Source organism: Corallococcus interemptor (genome assembly GCF_003668875.1).
Lineage (GTDB): Bacteria > Myxococcota > Myxococcia > Myxococcales > Myxococcaceae > Corallococcus > Corallococcus interemptor.
Genome location: NZ_RAWM01000001.1, coordinates 18,455 through 33,995, shown reverse-complemented (window position 1 = coordinate 33,995; position 15,541 = coordinate 18,455). Strand labels below are relative to the sequence as shown.

The window sequence follows — 15,541 nt, the reverse complement described above, 5'->3', positions numbered from 1 at the left end:
AACCTCCGGCGTCCCATGATTCCTGCACTACCGGCAAAGCCCGTTTAATCGAATTACCTATCACCTAGAATCTTTTGCGACGTCGCGGCCCTGGCGTTCCGGGGCCGACCACCCCCGCAGTCACCATGAGGTACCGGATGCTTCGTCGCACCACCCTGGCCCTCGTCCTGTGCGCTACGTCCTGCACACAGGCCGAAGGGCTTTCCGCAACAGAGTCCCCTCCTCCCGACCAACAGGAAGTCCTGGGCCGGGCCGAACAGGCCGCCGACACCCCGGAGACGCCGGGCGAAGCGAACAGCATCCGCTTCCTGGAGCAGTCCTCCTTCGGTCCCAGGCTGGCGCGCGGCGTCGCCCCCGCGCCGGTGGGGACGGTGGAGCACGTGATGGCGGTGGGCATCCCCCAGTCGCTCACGGAGCAGTTCGCGCTCCAGCCCGCCACGCCGTACGACGGCGAGAGCGCGCAGGACCTGGGCTCGCAGTTCTTCCTGCGCGCGGTGACGGGCGAGGATCAGCTGCGCCAGCGGGTGGCGTTCGCGCTCAGCCAGATCTTCGTCGTCTCCATGAACGGCATCCCGGACTCCGCGAGGACGCCGTACGTGGACTCGAAGGTGGCGCTCGCGGGGTACATGAACCTGCTGTCGCAGTACGCCTTCGGCGACTTCCGCGAGCTGCTGGAGGCCGTGACGAAGAACCCCGCCATGGGCCGCTACCTGGACATGGCGAACAACCGCGCCTTCGACTCGAAGGGCAACCCCATTGACCCGAACGAGAACTACGCGCGGGAGATGCTCCAGCTCTTCACGCTGGGCACGGACAAGCTGAACATCGACGGCACCCCGCTGCTGGACGCGGACGGCCACCGGCAGCGCGCGTACAGCGAGGAGCAGGTGAAGGCCTTCGCGCACGCCCTGTCCGGCTGGACGTGGAACGCCGCCGCGTGCCCGGCCAGGGGCGCCGCCATCAACACGCCCGACTACAAGAACCCGCTGATGGCCTGCAACGACAACCACGACACCACCCGGCAGGAGCTGCTGCGGGGCGTCTTCACCGCGGCGGGCGGGAACATCAACACGCACCTGACGCAGGCGCTGAACAACGTCTTCAACGACCCCAACGTCCCGCCTTTCATCAGCAAGCAGCTCATCCAGCACCTGGTCACCAGCAACCCGACGCCCGGCTACGTCCGGCGTGTGGCCAACGTCTTCAAGAACGACGGCACCGGGGCGAGAGGCAACCTGCAGGCCGTGGTGCGCGCCATCCTGGAGGACTCGGAGGCGCGCGGCGCCCAGCCGCCCCTGTCGCTGCGTTCCGGCTTCGGTCACCTGCGCTCGCCGGCGCTGTTCGTCACGAACGTCGTCCGCTGGTTGGATCCCACGCTGGACACTGCGACGAAGGACCCGGGGCTGAAGCTCAGCAACTGGAGCAAGTCGATGAACCAGTGGGTGCCGCGCGCGCCCTCCGTGTTCAGCTACTACCCGCCCAACGCGCCGCTGCCGGGCGTGGACGGACTGGTGGGGCCGGAGTTCGGCATCCTGGACACGGCCACCATCACGGCCCGCGCCAACTTCCTCCACGAGTTCCTCTACACCAGCGCCGCCACCAACGCGGGCATCACCGTGGACTACGACCTGCTGCCTTCCGCGAACGCGGACCTGGTCGCGTACCTGGGCCGCTACTGGCTGCACGGCACGCTGGCGCCGGGGCTGGAGCAGAAGCTGCTGATGGCCATGGGTGACAGCCGCGCGAACACGGCCATCCGCAAGAAGAAGCTGGCGCTCTACCTGACGTTCCTCTCTCCCTCCTTCCAGATCCAGCGGTGAGCCCCATGACCACGACCCGTCGCCAGTTCCTCCGGCGCGCCACGCAGGGCCTGGGCTTCCTGGCCGCCGCGGCCGCCCTCCCCCGCTGGGTGGGCAACGCCCACGCCGCCACGCTCAACGGCTACTCCGGCAGCCGCGTCGCCGTCTGCGTCTTCCTCCTGGGAGGCAATGACAGCAACAACATCCTCGTCCCCCGGGACACCAACGCCTACGCGCAGTACCTGGCCGCGCGGCCCACCGTGGGCCTGAAGGCGGACCAGCTGGATTTGATCAACCCCACGGACCTGCCCGCGGGTTCGTTCGCCATGCCCAAGACGCTGTCGAGGCTGCGCGCGCACTTCGAGGCGGGCCGCGCCGCGTTCGTGTGCAACGTGGGCCCGCTGGTGCTTCCGCTGACCAAGGCGGACTACCTGGCCGGCGGCACCTCCGTGCCGGAGAACCTCTTCTCCCACAGCGACCAGCAGGACGCCTGGTCGAGCGCGCTGGCCAATCCCGGCTCCAGCACCGTCACGTCCGACATCAAGGTGACGGGCTGGGGTGGCCGCGCGGCGGACAGGCTCCACGTGCTCAACACGAGCACGCCCCCGGACTACCCGGAGGTGACTTCGTTCGGCGGCAAGGCGCGCTTCTGCGCGGGCGTGGAGCGCAAGCCCATGATGGTGGCCCCGGACGGCACGCTCGCGTTCCGCACCGTCGGCACCCCGCCGTCGGACTTCGACCTGCTCCAGCAGGCGGCGCTGGCGGACGTGATGGCGGAGCAGGACGGCAACGTGCTGGAGACGGCCTACGCGGGCGTGTTCACCACGGCGCAGACCTTCTCCGCCGCTCGCGCCGCAGCACGCGACGCCGCCTGGGCCCAGCTGCCCCAGGCCACGCGAGACACCATCGAGGGCTACTTCGTGCCCACGCTGCCGCCGGAGGACACCGCGAAGTGGACGCTGCACACGCAGCTCTACCAGGTGGTGCGCGACCTGGTGGCGGGCGCCATGCCGGTGAGCAAGGCGGGCCTGGGCCTCAAGCGGCAGGTGTTCTCCGTGGGCTTCGGCTCCTTCGACACGCACCAGAACGAGGACGTGGACCAGCCGAAGCTCCTGGAGCAGCTGGACTTCGCCCTGGACGCCTTCCAGAAGTCGGTGACGCTGCTGGAGACGCAGACCGCCTTCGGCTCCAACGCGCCGCAGGCGACGCTCTTCACCATGAGCGACTTCAACCGGACGCTCCTGGAGAACGGCGACAGCGGCACGGACCACGCGTGGGGAGGCCACGCCATCGTCCTGGGCAACCGCGTGGCGGGCAAGGCGCTCTACGGCACCTTCCCCAGCCTGGACCTGGCGGGCTCGCTGGACGGCTCCACGGACGAGCGCGGCCGCTGGATTCCCACGCTCACGGTGGAGCAGTACGGCTGGACGCTGGCCTCGTGGCTGGGGCTGAACACCGCCGCCGAGCGCGACTACGTGTTCCCCAACCTCGCCGGCTACGTGGCGGACGCGGTGGCGCGCGGCTTCCCGGCGCAGGCACGCAAGTACAAGGTCGGCTTCATGCTGGCGGACTGATGCCCGCGTGATTGGAGCAGGCCGCGAGCCCGTACTGGCTCGCGGCCGTGCGGCTACTTCAACTCCGCGAGCACGTCGAACACCGAAGCCCGGTGGGGCTTCCAGCCCAGCGCACGGGCCCGCTTCGCGCGGATACGGCTGTTGGACGCGAGCGCCAGGCGCCCCAGCTCCACGCCCCAGCGCTTCTCCCCTTCCGCCAGCGGCATGCTGCCCACGGGCAGGTGGAGGCTCTTGCCAATGGCCGTCACGGCGTCACGGAAGTTCGCCTCGCCGTTCTCCGCGAAATAGAACGTCCCGGCCGGCGCGCGCTCCAGTACCAAAAGGTACAGGTCCGCCAGGTCCTCGATGTGCACGTTGGACCAGACGTTCTCCCCCTTGCCGATGTAGCGCGCCGTGCCCGTCTCCCGCGCGTACTGGATGAGCGGCGGCAGCTGCACGCTGTCCGGGTTCAGCCCCAGCCCCTTGCCGTAGATGAGGCAGGGGCAGATGACGTTCGTGTGGATGCCGTCCTTCGCGGCGTCCAGCACCGCCTTGTCCAGGGAGATGCGCGCCACCTTCTCCGGGACGGGCTCGATGGGGGTGTCCTCGTCGTGCACGCCCTGGGTCAGCTCTCCGCCCGCGCCGGTGGCGACGATGCTGGAGCCGCTGGTGTGGATGAAGTGCTTGCCGGAGCCCTTCAGCGCGGCGAGCAGCGCCTCCACCACCTTGCGCTCGTCCGCGGACGCCCCGTTGATGACGGCGTCGGACTCCTTCGCCAGCCGCGCGAGCACGTCCAGGTCGTCGAACGACGCGACCGTGGCCTGGATGCCGCGCGCCTCCAGCGCCCGCGCCTTGTCCTGCGTCCGCGCGGTGCCCACCACCTGGTGCCCCGCCGCCATCAACCGCGCCCATGGACTTGGGCCGGCACTGGCTGGTGCCGAAGCTGCCGGCGTTCCTCTCCGCGTACCCGCGGATCCAGTGCGCGCTGGGGCTCACGGACCGCTTCATCGACCTGGTGGAGGAGCGCGTGGACGTGGGGCTGCGCATGGGGGAGAGCTCGGACGCGCGGCTCGTCCGGCGGCGGCTGGGTGAATCCCGCGCTCTCCGGGGCCCGACGTGTTCGTCGTCTACCCGGAGCGCCGGCACCTGTCGCCCCGCGTCCGCGTGTTCGTGGACTTCGTGGCGGAGGCGTTCGCTCGCGAGGAGGCGAGGCCGGGCACAAAGCCCCGGCCCCGTCGCTGACGCCGGTCAGTAGACCTTGTCGCCCTTCTGCACACCGAAGGCGGAGGCCGGCATCCCGGTGCCGTTCACCGTCGTCCCGCCGTTGTGGATGGAGGGGAACATCGGCTCCATGCTCTGAGGGAAGCCGAACGTGGGCTTGGTGAGTTCATCCAGGCGGCCCATCTCCTCGGCGGTGAGCTTCACGTCGGCGGCCTTCACGTTGTCCTCGAGCTGCGCGATGCGACGCGCGCCGATGATGGTGGAGCCCACGCCCGGCTTCGCCATGACCCACGCCAGCGCCACGCGCGCCGGGGTGCTCTCATGCGCTCGGGCGATGACCTCCAGCGCGTCGACGACGGTGTAGGTCTTCTCGTTCAGGAAGGAGTCGATGAAGGCGCCCCGGTCCCCCTTCACCTGGCCCGCGTTCTTGCGGGTGTACTTGCCGCTGAGGGCGCCGCTCTTGAGCGGGGACCAGGGGGTGATGCCCAGCCCGTGCTCCAGGGCCATGGGGACCAGCTCCTGCTCCACGCTGCGCTCCAGCAGCGAGTACTCAATCTGCAACCCGATGAAGGCGGACCAGCCCCGGAAGCGCGCGGTGACGTTGGCCTCGACGACCTTCCACGCCGGCGTGTCGGAGACGCCCAGGTAGCGGACCTTGCCGGCCCGGACCAGGTCCTCGAGCGCGGCCATCGTCTCGTCGATGGGCGTGTGCTTGTCCCAGTTATGCAGCCAGTACAGGTCGATGTAGTCCGTCTGCAGGCGGCGGAGCGAGTTCTCGCACGCCGAGATGATGGACTTGCGCCCGGAGCCGCCACCGTTCGGGTCCCCCGGGTAGAGATTCCCGCTGAACTTCGTCGCGATGACCAGGCGGTCGCGCCTGGCCGCATGCCGGCCGACGTGGTCGCCGATGATCTTCTCGGAATGGCTCTTCGTGTAGAAATTCGCGGTGTCGATGAAGTTGCCGCCCAGTTCGATGAACCGGTCGATGATCCGCTCGGACTCCTCCACGCTGGTGCCCCAGCCGAGGTCTTCGCCGAACGTCATCGCACCGAGGCACAGCGGGCTCACGCGAAGGCCGGAGCGGCCGAGTGTCACGTAGTGGTCCAGAGGCATGGGGTCTCCAGGGGATGTGTTACGGTTTTCGGGAGGCCGAGTTGGTTCAGCCTTGAACTGATTTAATTTTGTACCATTTTCCGCGCAAGTGCTCATGTCGAAGATCGACCCGGCGAAGATCTGGTCGCTGAACTACAACCTGCTGATGTCGGTCATCGCGGGGGTCTCGCCCGACATCTCGGAGCTGGGGCTGGACACGAAGGAGCTGTTCGTCCTGTCGCAGGTAGAGGAGCACCCCTACCCGGCCGAGCTGGCGGTGACGCTGAGCATGCCGAAGCCGACCATCACGGTGTACGTGAAGCGGCTGGAGGCGGCGGGCTTCCTGCGCCGGGAGATCGACGCGGAGGACCTGCGCAGGCACCGGCTGCAGGTGACTCCGGCCGGGCGCAAGGTGACGGCGCGGGGCCTGGCGCTGCTGTCGGAGGCGTTCGGCGCGCGGCTCGGCCGCCTGAGCGCCGCCGAGCAGGCGGAGCTGCGGAGCCTGCTGGAGAAGATGAGCTGACAGTGGCTTGAATCCGGCTGATTCCCTGGTGCTTGATTCCGGGCATGACGCCGAGGCGTTCCTGCCCGGCCCGGGGGTCCCCCATCAATGCAGACGCGTCGCGCGGGTGAAGTGGTTCTGGGTGCACTGGTGTGCTGGCTGCTGGCCGCGTGCGGCGGTGGCGACAAGGTGAAGGTCCAGGGGCACGTCACCAATGGAAGCGGGCAGCAGTCGCAGGGGCTGACGGACGGAGCGCCCGCGCTGGCCGGGGATGGAACGGCCTCCGCTGCGACCACGGTGCGGATCAGCCGCGTGGTGACGTCCGGTGACCTGACGACGCTGGCGGAGGCGGACGTCGCGGCGGATGGCAGCTACACGCTGGAGCTGGACGACGCGGGGCAGCGGCTGATCATCGAGGCGGTGAACAAGAACGGCGCCACGGTGGGCTCCGCGCTGCTGGACTCCACGGAGCCCCGGTCCGGACAGGACGCGCGTACGGCGCCGCCCATCACCAGTGAGTCCTCGCTGGAGGCGGAGGTCTTCGTCCAGATGGTGCGGGACGGGGAGGTGCCGGGCGGCGTGGACACGGTGGACCTGCGCGCGCGGTTGAACGCGGAGCAGGCGGTGGCGGTGCGCGGTCAGCTCAAGGAGACGGCGACGGAGTCCGTGGAGGCGCTCGCCGCGGCGGTGAGGGCGGCGCAGGCCACGCGGATCAAGGCGTACGCCAGGTCCGGCGTGGTCGTCACGCAGGAGCAGCTCTTCAGCGCGTCGCTGGACGCATCCGCGCAGTTGGACGCGGCGCTGGATGCCGGCGGTGCGTCCGCGGCGAGCGCCTACGACACGTTCTTCGCGGCGGTGCGCGCGGCCACGCCCGACGTGAGCGACACGCAGGACCAGCAGGCGGAGCGCGAGGCCAGCGTGTCCTACCGCATGGCGGTGGAGGCACGGCTGTCCGGCGGAGCGGGGATGGCGGTCGCGGACGCGTCCGTCCGGGCCGCTGCGTCACTGGAGGCCCGAGCCACCGAGGCCGCCGTGAAGGCCCTGCTCCAGGGTGCCGGCGCCGCGGACACGGTGGTGGCCCAGGCGAACACCGCCGCCACGTCGCTGCGAGCGAGCCTGTCCGGAGCCACGTCGGCCAGCGCCGCCGCGAGCGCCTGGACGTCCTACAACGCCCAGCTCGCCACCAGCGGCAACGCGTCCGTGATGGGCGCGCAACTGGGCTTGACGAGCAGCAACCAGCTCGCCTTCGACTCCGCGGTGCACGCGGGCGCGCAGGCGGGCGCGGCGCTGGAGTCCACGCTGGGCTCGGTGCTGGAGCAGTCCGGAAAGGCCTCCGCCACGGTGCTCGCGGACGCGGTGGTCAGCGCCTTCACCACGTATGACGCCACAGTGCGAGGCGGCGCCACGGCCACCCTGACGGCCTTCGGAGCCAAGGCCACCCCCGGCGTGGAGCTGCTGATCATCGCCGAGGGTTCGTTCCGGCTTCGGTAGTGCATTCCGGGAGCAGGAAAGTCTCGTTCAGATTCCAGATGACTGCGACCAGCGCCACAATTCCAACCCAATGAACTCATCACCCGGCCCAACCGATCCCGCAGAGTTCACACAAGAAGCCATACCTGACACATGGCGAGAAAACCTAGTCTATGCCCTCCCTGGCATCGTGGGCTCCATCACAGTCATTGCCACATCAACTGAGAAGAACTGGTTCGCACGCATCTTGGTTGCTGGGTTTGGCGGCCTCGGATTTCAAGCCCTTATCTACCTCGCGCTTATCACAGCCATCTATTACTCCAAGCGTCTCGCTGGCGATCCCAACCCTTCACAAGAAGCGGGATGGTGGCGCAAAGAAAGGCACACGATGACTGGAGCCGCACTGGTTGTTGCCCTCCTCTACGCAACATCTTGCTACCTAGACCACAGTGAGAAGCAGCGCATCACGAGGTGCATTCGAGAGACAGAACGAAGCCCCTATTGGATTTCCCCCGGGGAGCCTAAAACCGCCAGCTCAATCGCCTACCACTGTATGAACAGAGACTAGCGCAATTCCGAGACCAATTCCGCCCCGTCTCGCCGCAAGCAAACCAGCAGCCGAGACACATTGGTCTATTTCGATTGATTCGAGAGCAGGCGATGCTTGAGTCAATGAGACGTGGGACAGAGTGGCTCGGTGACAGGATGCCTGCGCTGTTCCTGAGGCCACGATGAAAGACGTGCTCACGATTCAAGAGGCCTATGCGGCGATGTACGAGTACCTCCAGGCGCTACACAGCGTGTCCCCTTCGGACGAGCTGGGTGGCCTGCTGGGCAGCATGTCCCTGCTCGATGACGGCACCCCCGCGGACCCTGCTGTCTGGGCAGACTGGTTGATCGCCGTGCAGAAAGCGCGGCAGGGCGCTGTCGACATGCGACTGAAGCTCACTCCGAAGTGAGTTCCTGCTCCTCCCGCCGCAGCGCGCGGTCCAGCACGAAGGTCCCGAATGGGACCAGGGACGCTCCGAACGCCGCGAGCGAACGGCGCACCGGCCAGTCGTGCTCCGAAGCCGCGCGGAACAGCGACGACACGAAGAGCAGGAACAGCAGTCCGTGGACCGCGCCGGTGATTCGCACCGCCAGGGGCTGGTCCAGCAGGTACTTCACCGGCATCGCGATGAAGAGCAGCCCCAGGAAGGACATCCCCTCCAGGAAGGCCACCCACCTCAGCTGCCTCAACGCACTCATGGGTCCACCCCGGGCCAGCGCGGCCGGAAGATCATCAACACCAGGACGCAGAAGAACGGCACGGCCGCCAGCAGCACTCCCGCCACCGTGCGCCGCTCGTGCGTCGCCATGGCCACCAGCGTCAGCTGCGACACCAGCGACAGCGACAGTCCACCCAGAATCCACGGCTCCGTCAGCGCGACGTTGAGCTGGAGCGTCAGCAGGTAGCCCGCCGTCCACGTCACCACCAGCCCCAATGACGCGACGCCGTGCACCGCGCGCTTGCGTTCGCGCGACGTCGTGGCGACCAGCGCCGCAATCAGCCCTCCCCCGAAGAGAACCACGCCCACGAACTTCAGCAGGAGCAGCAAGCGGTAGATCAACACCCCGCCCGTATGCCACGCCCCTTGCCTCTCCGTGAGTGGCGGAAACGCCATCTTTCGACGACTTCCCGCCAACGGGCCCATCTGGCGGGAACACCCCGGTCCTGGCATCTTCCCGCCATGCACACCGTGGCCATCGTCGCGCTGGATGGAGTGGTGCCCTTCGACCTGTCCATCCCCACCGAGGTCTTCGGCCGCGTGCGTCTGCCGGACGGCAGCGCGGGCTACGAGGTCCGCGTCTGCGGCGTGACGCCGGAGGTCCACGCGGGCGCCTTCCGCGTGAAGACCCACCACGGCCTGGGCGCGCTGGCTCGCGCGGACACCATCGTCCTGCCGGGCACCTCGGACGTCTCCGTGCCCGTGCCTCCCCGGCTCCTCAAGGCGCTCCGAGCGGCGGCCCGCCGGGGCACGCGCATCGCGTCCATCTGCTCCGGCGCCTTCATCCTGGCCGCGACCGGACTGCTCGACGGACAGCGCGCCACCACGCACTGGCTGGCCGCCGAGGAGCTGGCCCGGCGCCACCCCGCCATCCACGTGGACCCGGACGTGCTCTACGTCGACAACGGCCAGCTGCTCACCTCCGCGGGCGCGGCGGCGGGGCTCGACCTGTGCCTGCACCTGGTGCGGAGGGATCACGGCGCCTCGGTGGCGGCGGACGCGGCGCGGATGGCCGTGATGCCCCTGGAGCGCGACGGCGGCCAGTCCCAGTTCATCGCCCACGCTCCTCCTTCACCGGAGGGCGCTTCGCTGGAGCCGCTCCTGCGCTGGATGGAGGACCACCTGCACCGTCCACTCACGCTCCAGGCCCTGGCCCGGAAGGCGGCGATGAGTGAGCGCACCCTGAGCCGCCGCTTCCGCGAACAGACCGGCACCACGCCCCTCCAGTGGCTCCTGCGCGCCCGCGTGCGCCGCGCCCAGCACCTGCTGGAGACCACCGGCCGGTCCGTGGAGGCCGTCGCGGAGGCCGTGGGGTTCGGCTCGCCCACCACCTTCCGCGAACACTTCCAGCGCTTCGTCACCACCAGTCCCCTCGCCTACCGCCGCGCGTTCCGGGGAGGCCAGCGCCTCAGTGCTGGTGGCCGAAGCGCACCTCCACCTCCGGGTGCGCCGCGACGAACGCGCGCAGCTTCTTGAAGCTCTCCACGCCGCGCGGCCCGTCCTGCGTGAAGGAGCCCGGCTCCACGTCGTGCTCCCAGCCCCAGCGCGTGTGGCTGGCGTCCCCCAACAGCAGCACCGGTCCCTTCGTGGAGCGCACCAGGTACGCCGTGCTGCCCGGCGTGTGCCCCGGCACCCAGAGCGCCCACACGGAGCCGTCCCCGAAGACGTCCACCGCGCCGTCGAAGAGGCCCTTCGGATCCGCCGTGTAGTTCCACTCCGACAGCGGCGGCTTGCCCGCCAGCGCGCGGTCCGTGGCGCCCTGCACCACCAGGTTCACGAAGGCGCGGCTGCCCGTCTCACCCGGGCCCGTGTACACGGGAGTCCCCGCCGGTGCGTCCGCCATGCCGCTGATGTGGTCCGGATGCAGGTGCGTGAGGAAGACGCCGGACAGCGGCTGCGGCTGCTTCGCCAGCCACTCGCCCAGCGGCGCCAGCACCTTCATCTTCTCCATGTGCATCGCGCTCGTGATGATGCCGCCCAGCGCCGAGCGGTCCGGCGCGTCCCGCAGCGCCGTCTCCACGCCCGTGTCCACGATGAACAGCCCCTTCGCCGGGTGGCGCAGCGCGTGGAAGAAGACCTGCACCGGCTCATCCCCGTCCTCCAGATGCGCCGCCTTCGCCGTGGGGTGGTCCAGGTTGATGAGGCCGCCGCGGTCCACCGCCCAGTCGCACGAGGTGACGGTCTCCAGCTCCACCGGCCCGGGCACGTCCAGCTCCGCGAGCAGCGCGTCCGCCGGTCGCGTCACCCCCAGCGCGGACTTCTGCACGGCATGGGACGACGTGGCGCAGCCGGTGGTGACACCGGCGACGGCGAGGCTGAGCGCTAGCAGGGCGGACTTCATGGCGGACTCCTTCCGGCGCGAGGCACCGGGCGTTCGGGACAGGCGGCAAGATGAGGGATGCGCCCGTGGATGGAAATCCGCGAAAACGGCATGATGCCATCCACTCATGGATATCTCCTGGGATGACGCCCGGCTGTTCCTCGCCATCGCGGAGACGGGCAGCTTCAGCGGGGCCGCGCGGCGGCTGCGCATCGGACAACCCACGGTGAGCAGGCGGCTGGCCGCGCTGGAGTACGCGGTGGGCGCGGCGCTGTTCCGCCGCAGCGTGGATGGCGCGGCGCTCACGGTGGCCGGTGAGCGATTGCTCGTCCCCGCGAAGAAGATGGCGGAGTGGGCCGGCGAGTTGCACCGCGCGGCCGAGTCCGCGGACAGCTCACCCCGGGGCATCGTGCGCGTGACAGCCACGCCCTTCATGAGCTTCGACTTCGTGGCCCCCTTCGCCGCCTTCGTCGCCCAGAAGCACCCGGGCCTGCGCCTGGAGGTGCAGTCACAGATTCAATACCTCGACCTGGCGCGCGGCGAAGCGGACCTCGCGCTTCGCGGCCGGCCTCCCACGGGCGCGGACCTGAAGCTCGTGGACACGCTGGAGGTCCCCAACGCCGTCTTCGTCTCCAAGGCCCTCAAGGCCCGCCTGCCGAAGAAGGCCACCCTCCAGCAGCTGCCCTGGGTGGCCTGGGCGCCTCCCTTCGAGGCCGTCCCACCCAACCCCCAGCTGGAGTCGATGATCCCCGGCTTCGCCCCGTCCTTCACGGCGGACAACTACCTGGTGATGCTCGCGGCGGCGGAGGCCGGGCTGGGGGCCATGGTGATGGCGCGCCTGAACCACCGCTTCACGCGCCCCACGCAGCTGGTGCCCCTGGACCTGGACCTGGGCCCCTTCTCCCGGAGCCAGACGCACCTGGTGTGCGCGAAGTCCGCCCTGGACATCCCCCGCGTCCGGCGCGTGTCCGAGCTGTTGCAGGAGGAGTTCCAACGAATTCGCCTGGGTCGATGAAAACCCACAACGGGTGCCAGCCCGCGTATTGTCCCCGCCATGCAATCCGTCCGTCCCGCCGCCGCATCCTACGTCCTCATTGACGCCGAGAACGTCGATTGGGCCGTCTCCAACATCGTCGGGCGCAAGCCCGAGCCCCAGGACCGGGTGCAGTTCGACCGGCTCGTGGCCTTCTGCGACACGTACTTCCCCAAGCCCGTACGCTGCGTGGTGGTGCTCAACTCGCGCGGCGAGCAGCTGCCGGACGCGATGATTGGCTTCGTGCGCGCGCTGAAGTCCGCGGGCTGTGAGGTCGCGCTCCTGCACGGCCGTCCGGATCAGAAGGTCGTGGACCTGGGCATCCTCAAGCTGCTGGAGAACATCCGCACCCAGCGCCCGCAGGCGGCGGTGGGCCTGGCCAGCCACGACGGCGCGGACTTCGCGGAGGCCCTCAAGCCCCTGCTTGAAGAGAAGCGCCAGGTCGCGGTGCTGGGCCTGCGTGAGTACGTGAGCCAGAAGTTCCGCGAGCTCACCCCCATGGGCCTGAAGGTCGTCGACCTGGAGCTCAACGCCCGGGTCTTCCAGCGCCCCCTGCCCCGGCTGCTGCCGGTCAACGTGGACGAGTTCGATCCTTCGCTGTTCGTCTAGCCGCGGTTTCCCTTCCCGGAGTCCGTCATGTCATCCCAGTCCGTCCCCCAGCGCGGCGCCGCGTCCGCCTCACTGCATGCCCTGCTGGCCGCGGAGTGGCAGTACTCGCTCCAGCAGTACCCCACCTACGCGTCGCTCCTGGGGGACAGGCGCTGGAATGATCAATGGGATGACCTGAGCCTCGCGGGGCTGGAGGCGGACCACCAGCACAGCCACGCGGTGCTGCGCCAGCTCCAGGACGTGGACCGCGCCGCGCTGGACAGCGAAGCGGACCGGCTGCACCTGGACCTCTTCCGCCGGATGCACGAGACCTGGATTGAAGAGTACGGGGTGAAGGCCCACCTGCTGCCCCTCAACCAGATGGGGTGCCTGCCGGAGGGCCTGAAGATGCCTCCGGGGCTCCAGACGGCGTACCAGCTGGCGGACACCCTGCGCTTCGAGACGGTGCGGGACTACGAGGACTGGGTGAAGCGGCTGGAGCGCTTCGGCACCTACGCGGATCAAATCGTGGCGCTGATGCGCGAGGGCATGCGCCAGCACCGCATCCACCCGCGCATCGTGCTCCAGCGCATCCCGCCGCAGCTGGAGCGGCAGGTGGTGAAGGACCCGGCGGAGAGCGGCTTCTACAGCCCCTTCAAGCGCATGCCGGAGGACTTCGCGCCGGAGGATGTACGGCGGCTTACGCAGGCGGGCCGGGACGCCATCGCGAACACCGTGGTGCCCGCGCTCAAGCGCGCCCTGGACTTCGTCGTCACGGAGTACCTGCCCGCCGCCCCGGAGACCGTGGGCGTGTGGCAGTTCCCGGACGGCGAGGAGATGTACACGGTGCTCGCGCGCCGGCACACGACGACGCGGCTGACGCCGGATGAGATCCACGCGATGGGGCTCGCGGAGGTGCAGCGGCTGCGCGCGGAGCTGGATGGAGTGATGGCGCGCACGGGCTTCACCGGCACGCGTACCGCCTTCTTCGAGATGCTGCGCACGGAGCCGCGCTTCTACGAGCCCACGGGTGAGGCGCTGCTCGCGCGCTACCGGACGCTGGCCCGGCGCATTGATCCGCTGCTGCCGCGTCTGTTCCGGACGATGCCCAGGAAGCCCTACGTCGTCGAACCCATCCCGGAGGCCATGGCCCCGGACGTGACGACGGCCATCTACTTCCCGGCCTCCGCGGACGGCTCGCGCCCGGGCACCTTCCAGGTGAACCTCTACCGGCCGGAGACGCGGCCCGTCTGGGAGATGGTCCCCCTGACGCTGCACGAGGCCATGCCCGGCCACCACCTCGCGCTGGCCCTGGCCTCCGAGCAGACCGACGTGCCGGACTTCCGCCGCTTCACGTCCTACGCAGCCTTCGACGAAGGCTGGGCCCTCTACGCCGAGTCGCTGGGCGATGAGCTGGGCCTGTACGACGACCCGTACGACAAGTTCGGGCAGCTGGCCTACGAGATGTGGCGCGCGGTGCGGCTGGTGGTGGACACCGGCCTGCACGCGAAGCGGTGGACGCGGAAGCAGGCGCTGGACTTCTTCATGGAGAACGCGCCGCGCCAGGAGCTGGACATCACCAACGAGGTGGACCGCTACATCGCGTGGCCGGGCCAGGCGCTGGCGTACAAGGTCGGCCAGCTGCGCATCCGCGCGCTGCGTGACCGTGCCGAGGCCGCGCTGGGCGCACGCTTCGACGTGAAGGCCTTCCACGACGTGGTGCTGCTGACGGGCTCGCTGCCGCTGGACGTGCTGGAGGCCCAGGTGGACGCGTGGGTGGCGCGGGAGTCCGCGTGAAGCGTCCGCTCGTCGCGGGGCTGCTCCTGGGAGGCGTGGCCCTGCTGGCGATGGCCGCCTGGGTCGCGGTGCGCAGCGCGCGCTACATCTCCCAGGAGGTGCACCCGCCCCGGCAGCCGGTGGGCAGTCCTCCGGCGGACGCGGAGCTCACCGGCCTGCGGGACGTGGCGTTCCAGGACGCGGAGGGCTTGCAGCTCAAGGGCTGGTACCTGCCGCCGCGCGATGGGGCGCTCGTCGTCCTGGTCCATGGGCTGTCGGGCAACCGCACCCAGCTCCTGCCCGAGGCGCGGTTCCTGGCGAAGGCCGGGTACGGGCTGGTGCTCTTCGACCTGGGCGCGCACGGAGAGAGCGGCGGGACGGTGTCCACCTATGGCGACCGCGAGGCCGGCCAGGTGCGGGCGGCGGTGGACTTCGCCTCGCGCCAGCCGGAGGTGGACGCGAAGCGCATCGGCGCGCTTGGCTTCTCGCTGGGCGGCTATTCGGTCCTGAAGGCGGCGGCCGAGGATCCGCGCCTCAAGGCCGTGGTGGTGGAGGCCGCGGCCGTGGCGCCCGCGCAGGCGCTCCAGGACGAGCTGGGCCACTGGGGTCCGCTGGGGCTGTGGCCGGCGCTGGGGGTGATGAAGCGCGCGGGGGTGGACGTGAACGCCGTGCAGCCCGCGCGGCACATGGCCGCGCTCGCGGGCCGCCCCGTCCTCCTGGTGGCGGGCGAGTCGGATCCGTGGGTGCCGGACGCCGCGCTGGAGGACCTGCTGCGCCAGGGACAGGGCCCCTGGGAGAAGTGGCGCGTGCCGGGGGCGGGGCACGAGAGCTACCTCCAGGCGTCCCCGGAAGAATATCCACGCAGGGTGGTGGCGTTCTTCTCGCGCTTTCTCTGAATGTGGCGGTTGGGGAGCGGCCG

At 69.7% G+C, this 15,541-nt stretch carries 16 protein-coding genes; 11 read left to right on the top strand and 5 right to left on the bottom strand.

Annotated elements, in window-relative coordinates; all coding sequences use genetic code 11:
- Positions 1-137: 137 nt before the first annotated feature.
- Entirely contained in the window at positions 138-1,820 is a 1,683-nt protein-coding gene (locus D7X96_RS00120; RefSeq protein WP_121768692.1) for a DUF1800 domain-containing protein, read from the top strand.
- Between the two features lie 5 nt (positions 1,821-1,825).
- Positions 1,826-3,373 carry a DUF1501 domain-containing protein gene (locus tag D7X96_RS00115; RefSeq protein WP_121768736.1) on the top strand — a complete coding sequence of 516 codons (1,548 nt, stop codon included), beginning with the start codon at positions 1,826-1,828 and terminating at the stop codon, positions 3,371-3,373.
- Positions 3,374-3,426: 53 nt separating this feature from the next.
- On the opposite strand, the gene D7X96_RS00110 is transcribed toward D7X96_RS00115, so the two are convergent.
- The gene (locus D7X96_RS00110) at positions 3,427-4,251 is read right to left on the bottom strand and encodes an NAD-dependent epimerase/dehydratase family protein (protein WP_121768691.1); all 825 of its coding nucleotides are present in this window, start codon (positions 4,249-4,251) and stop codon (positions 3,427-3,429) included.
- Between the two features lie 11 nt (positions 4,252-4,262).
- Here D7X96_RS00110 and D7X96_RS00105 point away from each other — a divergent pair, with 11 nt between their 5' ends.
- Positions 4,263-4,607 (top strand): LysR substrate-binding domain-containing protein, encoded by a 345-nt coding sequence (locus D7X96_RS00105; protein WP_121723492.1) that lies wholly within the window; start codon positions 4,263-4,265, stop codon positions 4,605-4,607.
- Here D7X96_RS00105 and D7X96_RS00100 read toward each other — a convergent pair.
- Positions 4,601-5,686 carry an aldo/keto reductase gene (locus tag D7X96_RS00100; protein ID WP_120547137.1) on the bottom strand — a complete coding sequence of 362 codons (1,086 nt, stop codon included), beginning with the start codon at positions 5,684-5,686 and terminating at the stop codon, positions 4,601-4,603. The two genes, D7X96_RS00105 and D7X96_RS00100, sit on opposite strands and share 7 nt — an antisense overlap.
- Before the next feature lie 94 nt (positions 5,687-5,780).
- Here D7X96_RS00100 and D7X96_RS00095 point away from each other — a divergent pair, with 94 nt between their 5' ends.
- The 3 genes from D7X96_RS00095 (at position 5,781) to D7X96_RS00085 (ending at position 8,596) form a co-directional block, all read left to right on the top strand.
- The gene (locus tag D7X96_RS00095) at positions 5,781-6,188 is read left to right on the top strand and encodes a MarR family winged helix-turn-helix transcriptional regulator (RefSeq protein ID WP_120547184.1); all 408 of its coding nucleotides are present in this window, start codon (positions 5,781-5,783) and stop codon (positions 6,186-6,188) included.
- A gap of 87 nt (positions 6,189-6,275) precedes the next feature.
- Positions 6,276-7,658 carry a hypothetical protein gene (locus D7X96_RS00090; protein ID WP_147468191.1) on the top strand — a complete coding sequence of 461 codons (1,383 nt, stop codon included), beginning with the start codon at positions 6,276-6,278 and terminating at the stop codon, positions 7,656-7,658.
- Between the two features lie 710 nt (positions 7,659-8,368).
- Complete coding sequence (locus tag D7X96_RS00085) at positions 8,369-8,596, top strand: hypothetical protein (RefSeq protein WP_121723495.1); 228 nt, start codon at positions 8,369-8,371, stop codon at positions 8,594-8,596.
- On the opposite strand, the gene D7X96_RS00080 is transcribed toward D7X96_RS00085, so the two are convergent.
- Both D7X96_RS00080 and D7X96_RS00075 read right to left on the bottom strand, forming a co-directional pair.
- Positions 8,583-8,885 carry a DUF3817 domain-containing protein gene (locus D7X96_RS00080; RefSeq protein WP_120547134.1) on the bottom strand — a complete coding sequence of 101 codons (303 nt, stop codon included), beginning with the start codon at positions 8,883-8,885 and terminating at the stop codon, positions 8,583-8,585. The genes D7X96_RS00085 and D7X96_RS00080 overlap by 14 nt on opposite strands.
- The gene (locus tag D7X96_RS00075; RefSeq protein WP_121723496.1) at positions 8,882-9,250 is read right to left on the bottom strand and encodes a hypothetical protein; all 369 of its coding nucleotides are present in this window, start codon (positions 9,248-9,250) and stop codon (positions 8,882-8,884) included. The genes D7X96_RS00080 and D7X96_RS00075 overlap by 4 nt, the downstream gene beginning before the upstream one ends.
- 117 nt (positions 9,251-9,367) lie before the next feature.
- Here D7X96_RS00075 and D7X96_RS00070 point away from each other — a divergent pair, with 117 nt between their 5' ends.
- Positions 9,368-10,381: a GlxA family transcriptional regulator gene (locus D7X96_RS00070; RefSeq protein ID WP_121768689.1), complete on the top strand. Its 1,014-nt coding sequence runs from the start codon at positions 9,368-9,370 to the stop codon at positions 10,379-10,381.
- Here D7X96_RS00070 and D7X96_RS00065 read toward each other — a convergent pair.
- Positions 10,314-11,246 (bottom strand): MBL fold metallo-hydrolase, encoded by a 933-nt coding sequence (locus D7X96_RS00065; protein WP_120547131.1) that lies wholly within the window; start codon positions 11,244-11,246, stop codon positions 10,314-10,316. The genes D7X96_RS00070 and D7X96_RS00065 overlap by 68 nt on opposite strands.
- Before the next feature lie 106 nt (positions 11,247-11,352).
- Here D7X96_RS00065 and D7X96_RS00060 point away from each other — a divergent pair, with 106 nt between their 5' ends.
- The 4 genes from D7X96_RS00060 to D7X96_RS00045 are packed head-to-tail and all read left to right on the top strand — an operon-like array spanning position 11,353 to position 15,518.
- The gene (locus tag D7X96_RS00060; protein WP_120547130.1) at positions 11,353-12,240 is read left to right on the top strand and encodes a LysR family transcriptional regulator; all 888 of its coding nucleotides are present in this window, start codon (positions 11,353-11,355) and stop codon (positions 12,238-12,240) included.
- 39 nt (positions 12,241-12,279) lie between these two features.
- Positions 12,280-12,867: an NYN domain-containing protein gene (locus tag D7X96_RS00055; protein WP_120547129.1), complete on the top strand. Its 588-nt coding sequence runs from the start codon at positions 12,280-12,282 to the stop codon at positions 12,865-12,867.
- A 27-nt stretch (positions 12,868-12,894) separates the two neighbouring features.
- Entirely contained in the window at positions 12,895-14,643 is a 1,749-nt protein-coding gene (locus D7X96_RS00050) for a DUF885 domain-containing protein (protein ID WP_120547128.1), read from the top strand.
- Entirely contained in the window at positions 14,640-15,518 is an 879-nt protein-coding gene (locus D7X96_RS00045) for an alpha/beta hydrolase (protein WP_244219394.1), read from the top strand. Before D7X96_RS00050 ends, D7X96_RS00045 begins: the two co-directional genes overlap by 4 nt.
- Positions 15,519-15,541: the final 23 nt, after the last annotated feature.

Bases quoted from the DNA above. Each gene is read 5' to 3' on its own strand.
- D7X96_RS00095 (WP_120547184.1), top strand. From the start codon at position 5,781: ATGTCGAAGATCGACCCGGCGAAGATCTGGTCGCTGAACTACAACCTG.
- D7X96_RS00100 (WP_120547137.1), bottom strand. From the start codon at position 5,686: ATGCCTCTGGACCACTACGTGACACTCGGCCGCTCCGGCCTTCGCGTG.
- D7X96_RS00060 (WP_120547130.1), top strand. From the start codon at position 11,353: ATGGATATCTCCTGGGATGACGCCCGGCTGTTCCTCGCCATCGCGGAG.
- D7X96_RS00120 (WP_121768692.1), top strand. From the start codon at position 138: ATGCTTCGTCGCACCACCCTGGCCCTCGTCCTGTGCGCTACGTCCTGC.
- D7X96_RS00090 (WP_147468191.1), top strand. From the start codon at position 6,276: ATGCAGACGCGTCGCGCGGGTGAAGTGGTTCTGGGTGCACTGGTGTGC.
- D7X96_RS00085 (WP_121723495.1), top strand. From the start codon at position 8,369: ATGAAAGACGTGCTCACGATTCAAGAGGCCTATGCGGCGATGTACGAG.
- D7X96_RS00050 (WP_120547128.1), top strand. From the start codon at position 12,895: ATGTCATCCCAGTCCGTCCCCCAGCGCGGCGCCGCGTCCGCCTCACTG.
- D7X96_RS00110 (WP_121768691.1), bottom strand. From the start codon at position 4,251: ATGGCGGCGGGGCACCAGGTGGTGGGCACCGCGCGGACGCAGGACAAG.
- D7X96_RS00065 (WP_120547131.1), bottom strand. From the start codon at position 11,246: ATGAAGTCCGCCCTGCTAGCGCTCAGCCTCGCCGTCGCCGGTGTCACC.
- D7X96_RS00055 (WP_120547129.1), top strand. From the start codon at position 12,280: ATGCAATCCGTCCGTCCCGCCGCCGCATCCTACGTCCTCATTGACGCC.
- D7X96_RS00105 (WP_121723492.1), top strand. From the start codon at position 4,263: ATGGACTTGGGCCGGCACTGGCTGGTGCCGAAGCTGCCGGCGTTCCTC.
- D7X96_RS00070 (WP_121768689.1), top strand. From the start codon at position 9,368: ATGCACACCGTGGCCATCGTCGCGCTGGATGGAGTGGTGCCCTTCGAC.
- D7X96_RS00115 (WP_121768736.1), top strand. From the start codon at position 1,826: ATGACCACGACCCGTCGCCAGTTCCTCCGGCGCGCCACGCAGGGCCTG.
- D7X96_RS00080 (WP_120547134.1), bottom strand. From the start codon at position 8,885: ATGAGTGCGTTGAGGCAGCTGAGGTGGGTGGCCTTCCTGGAGGGGATG.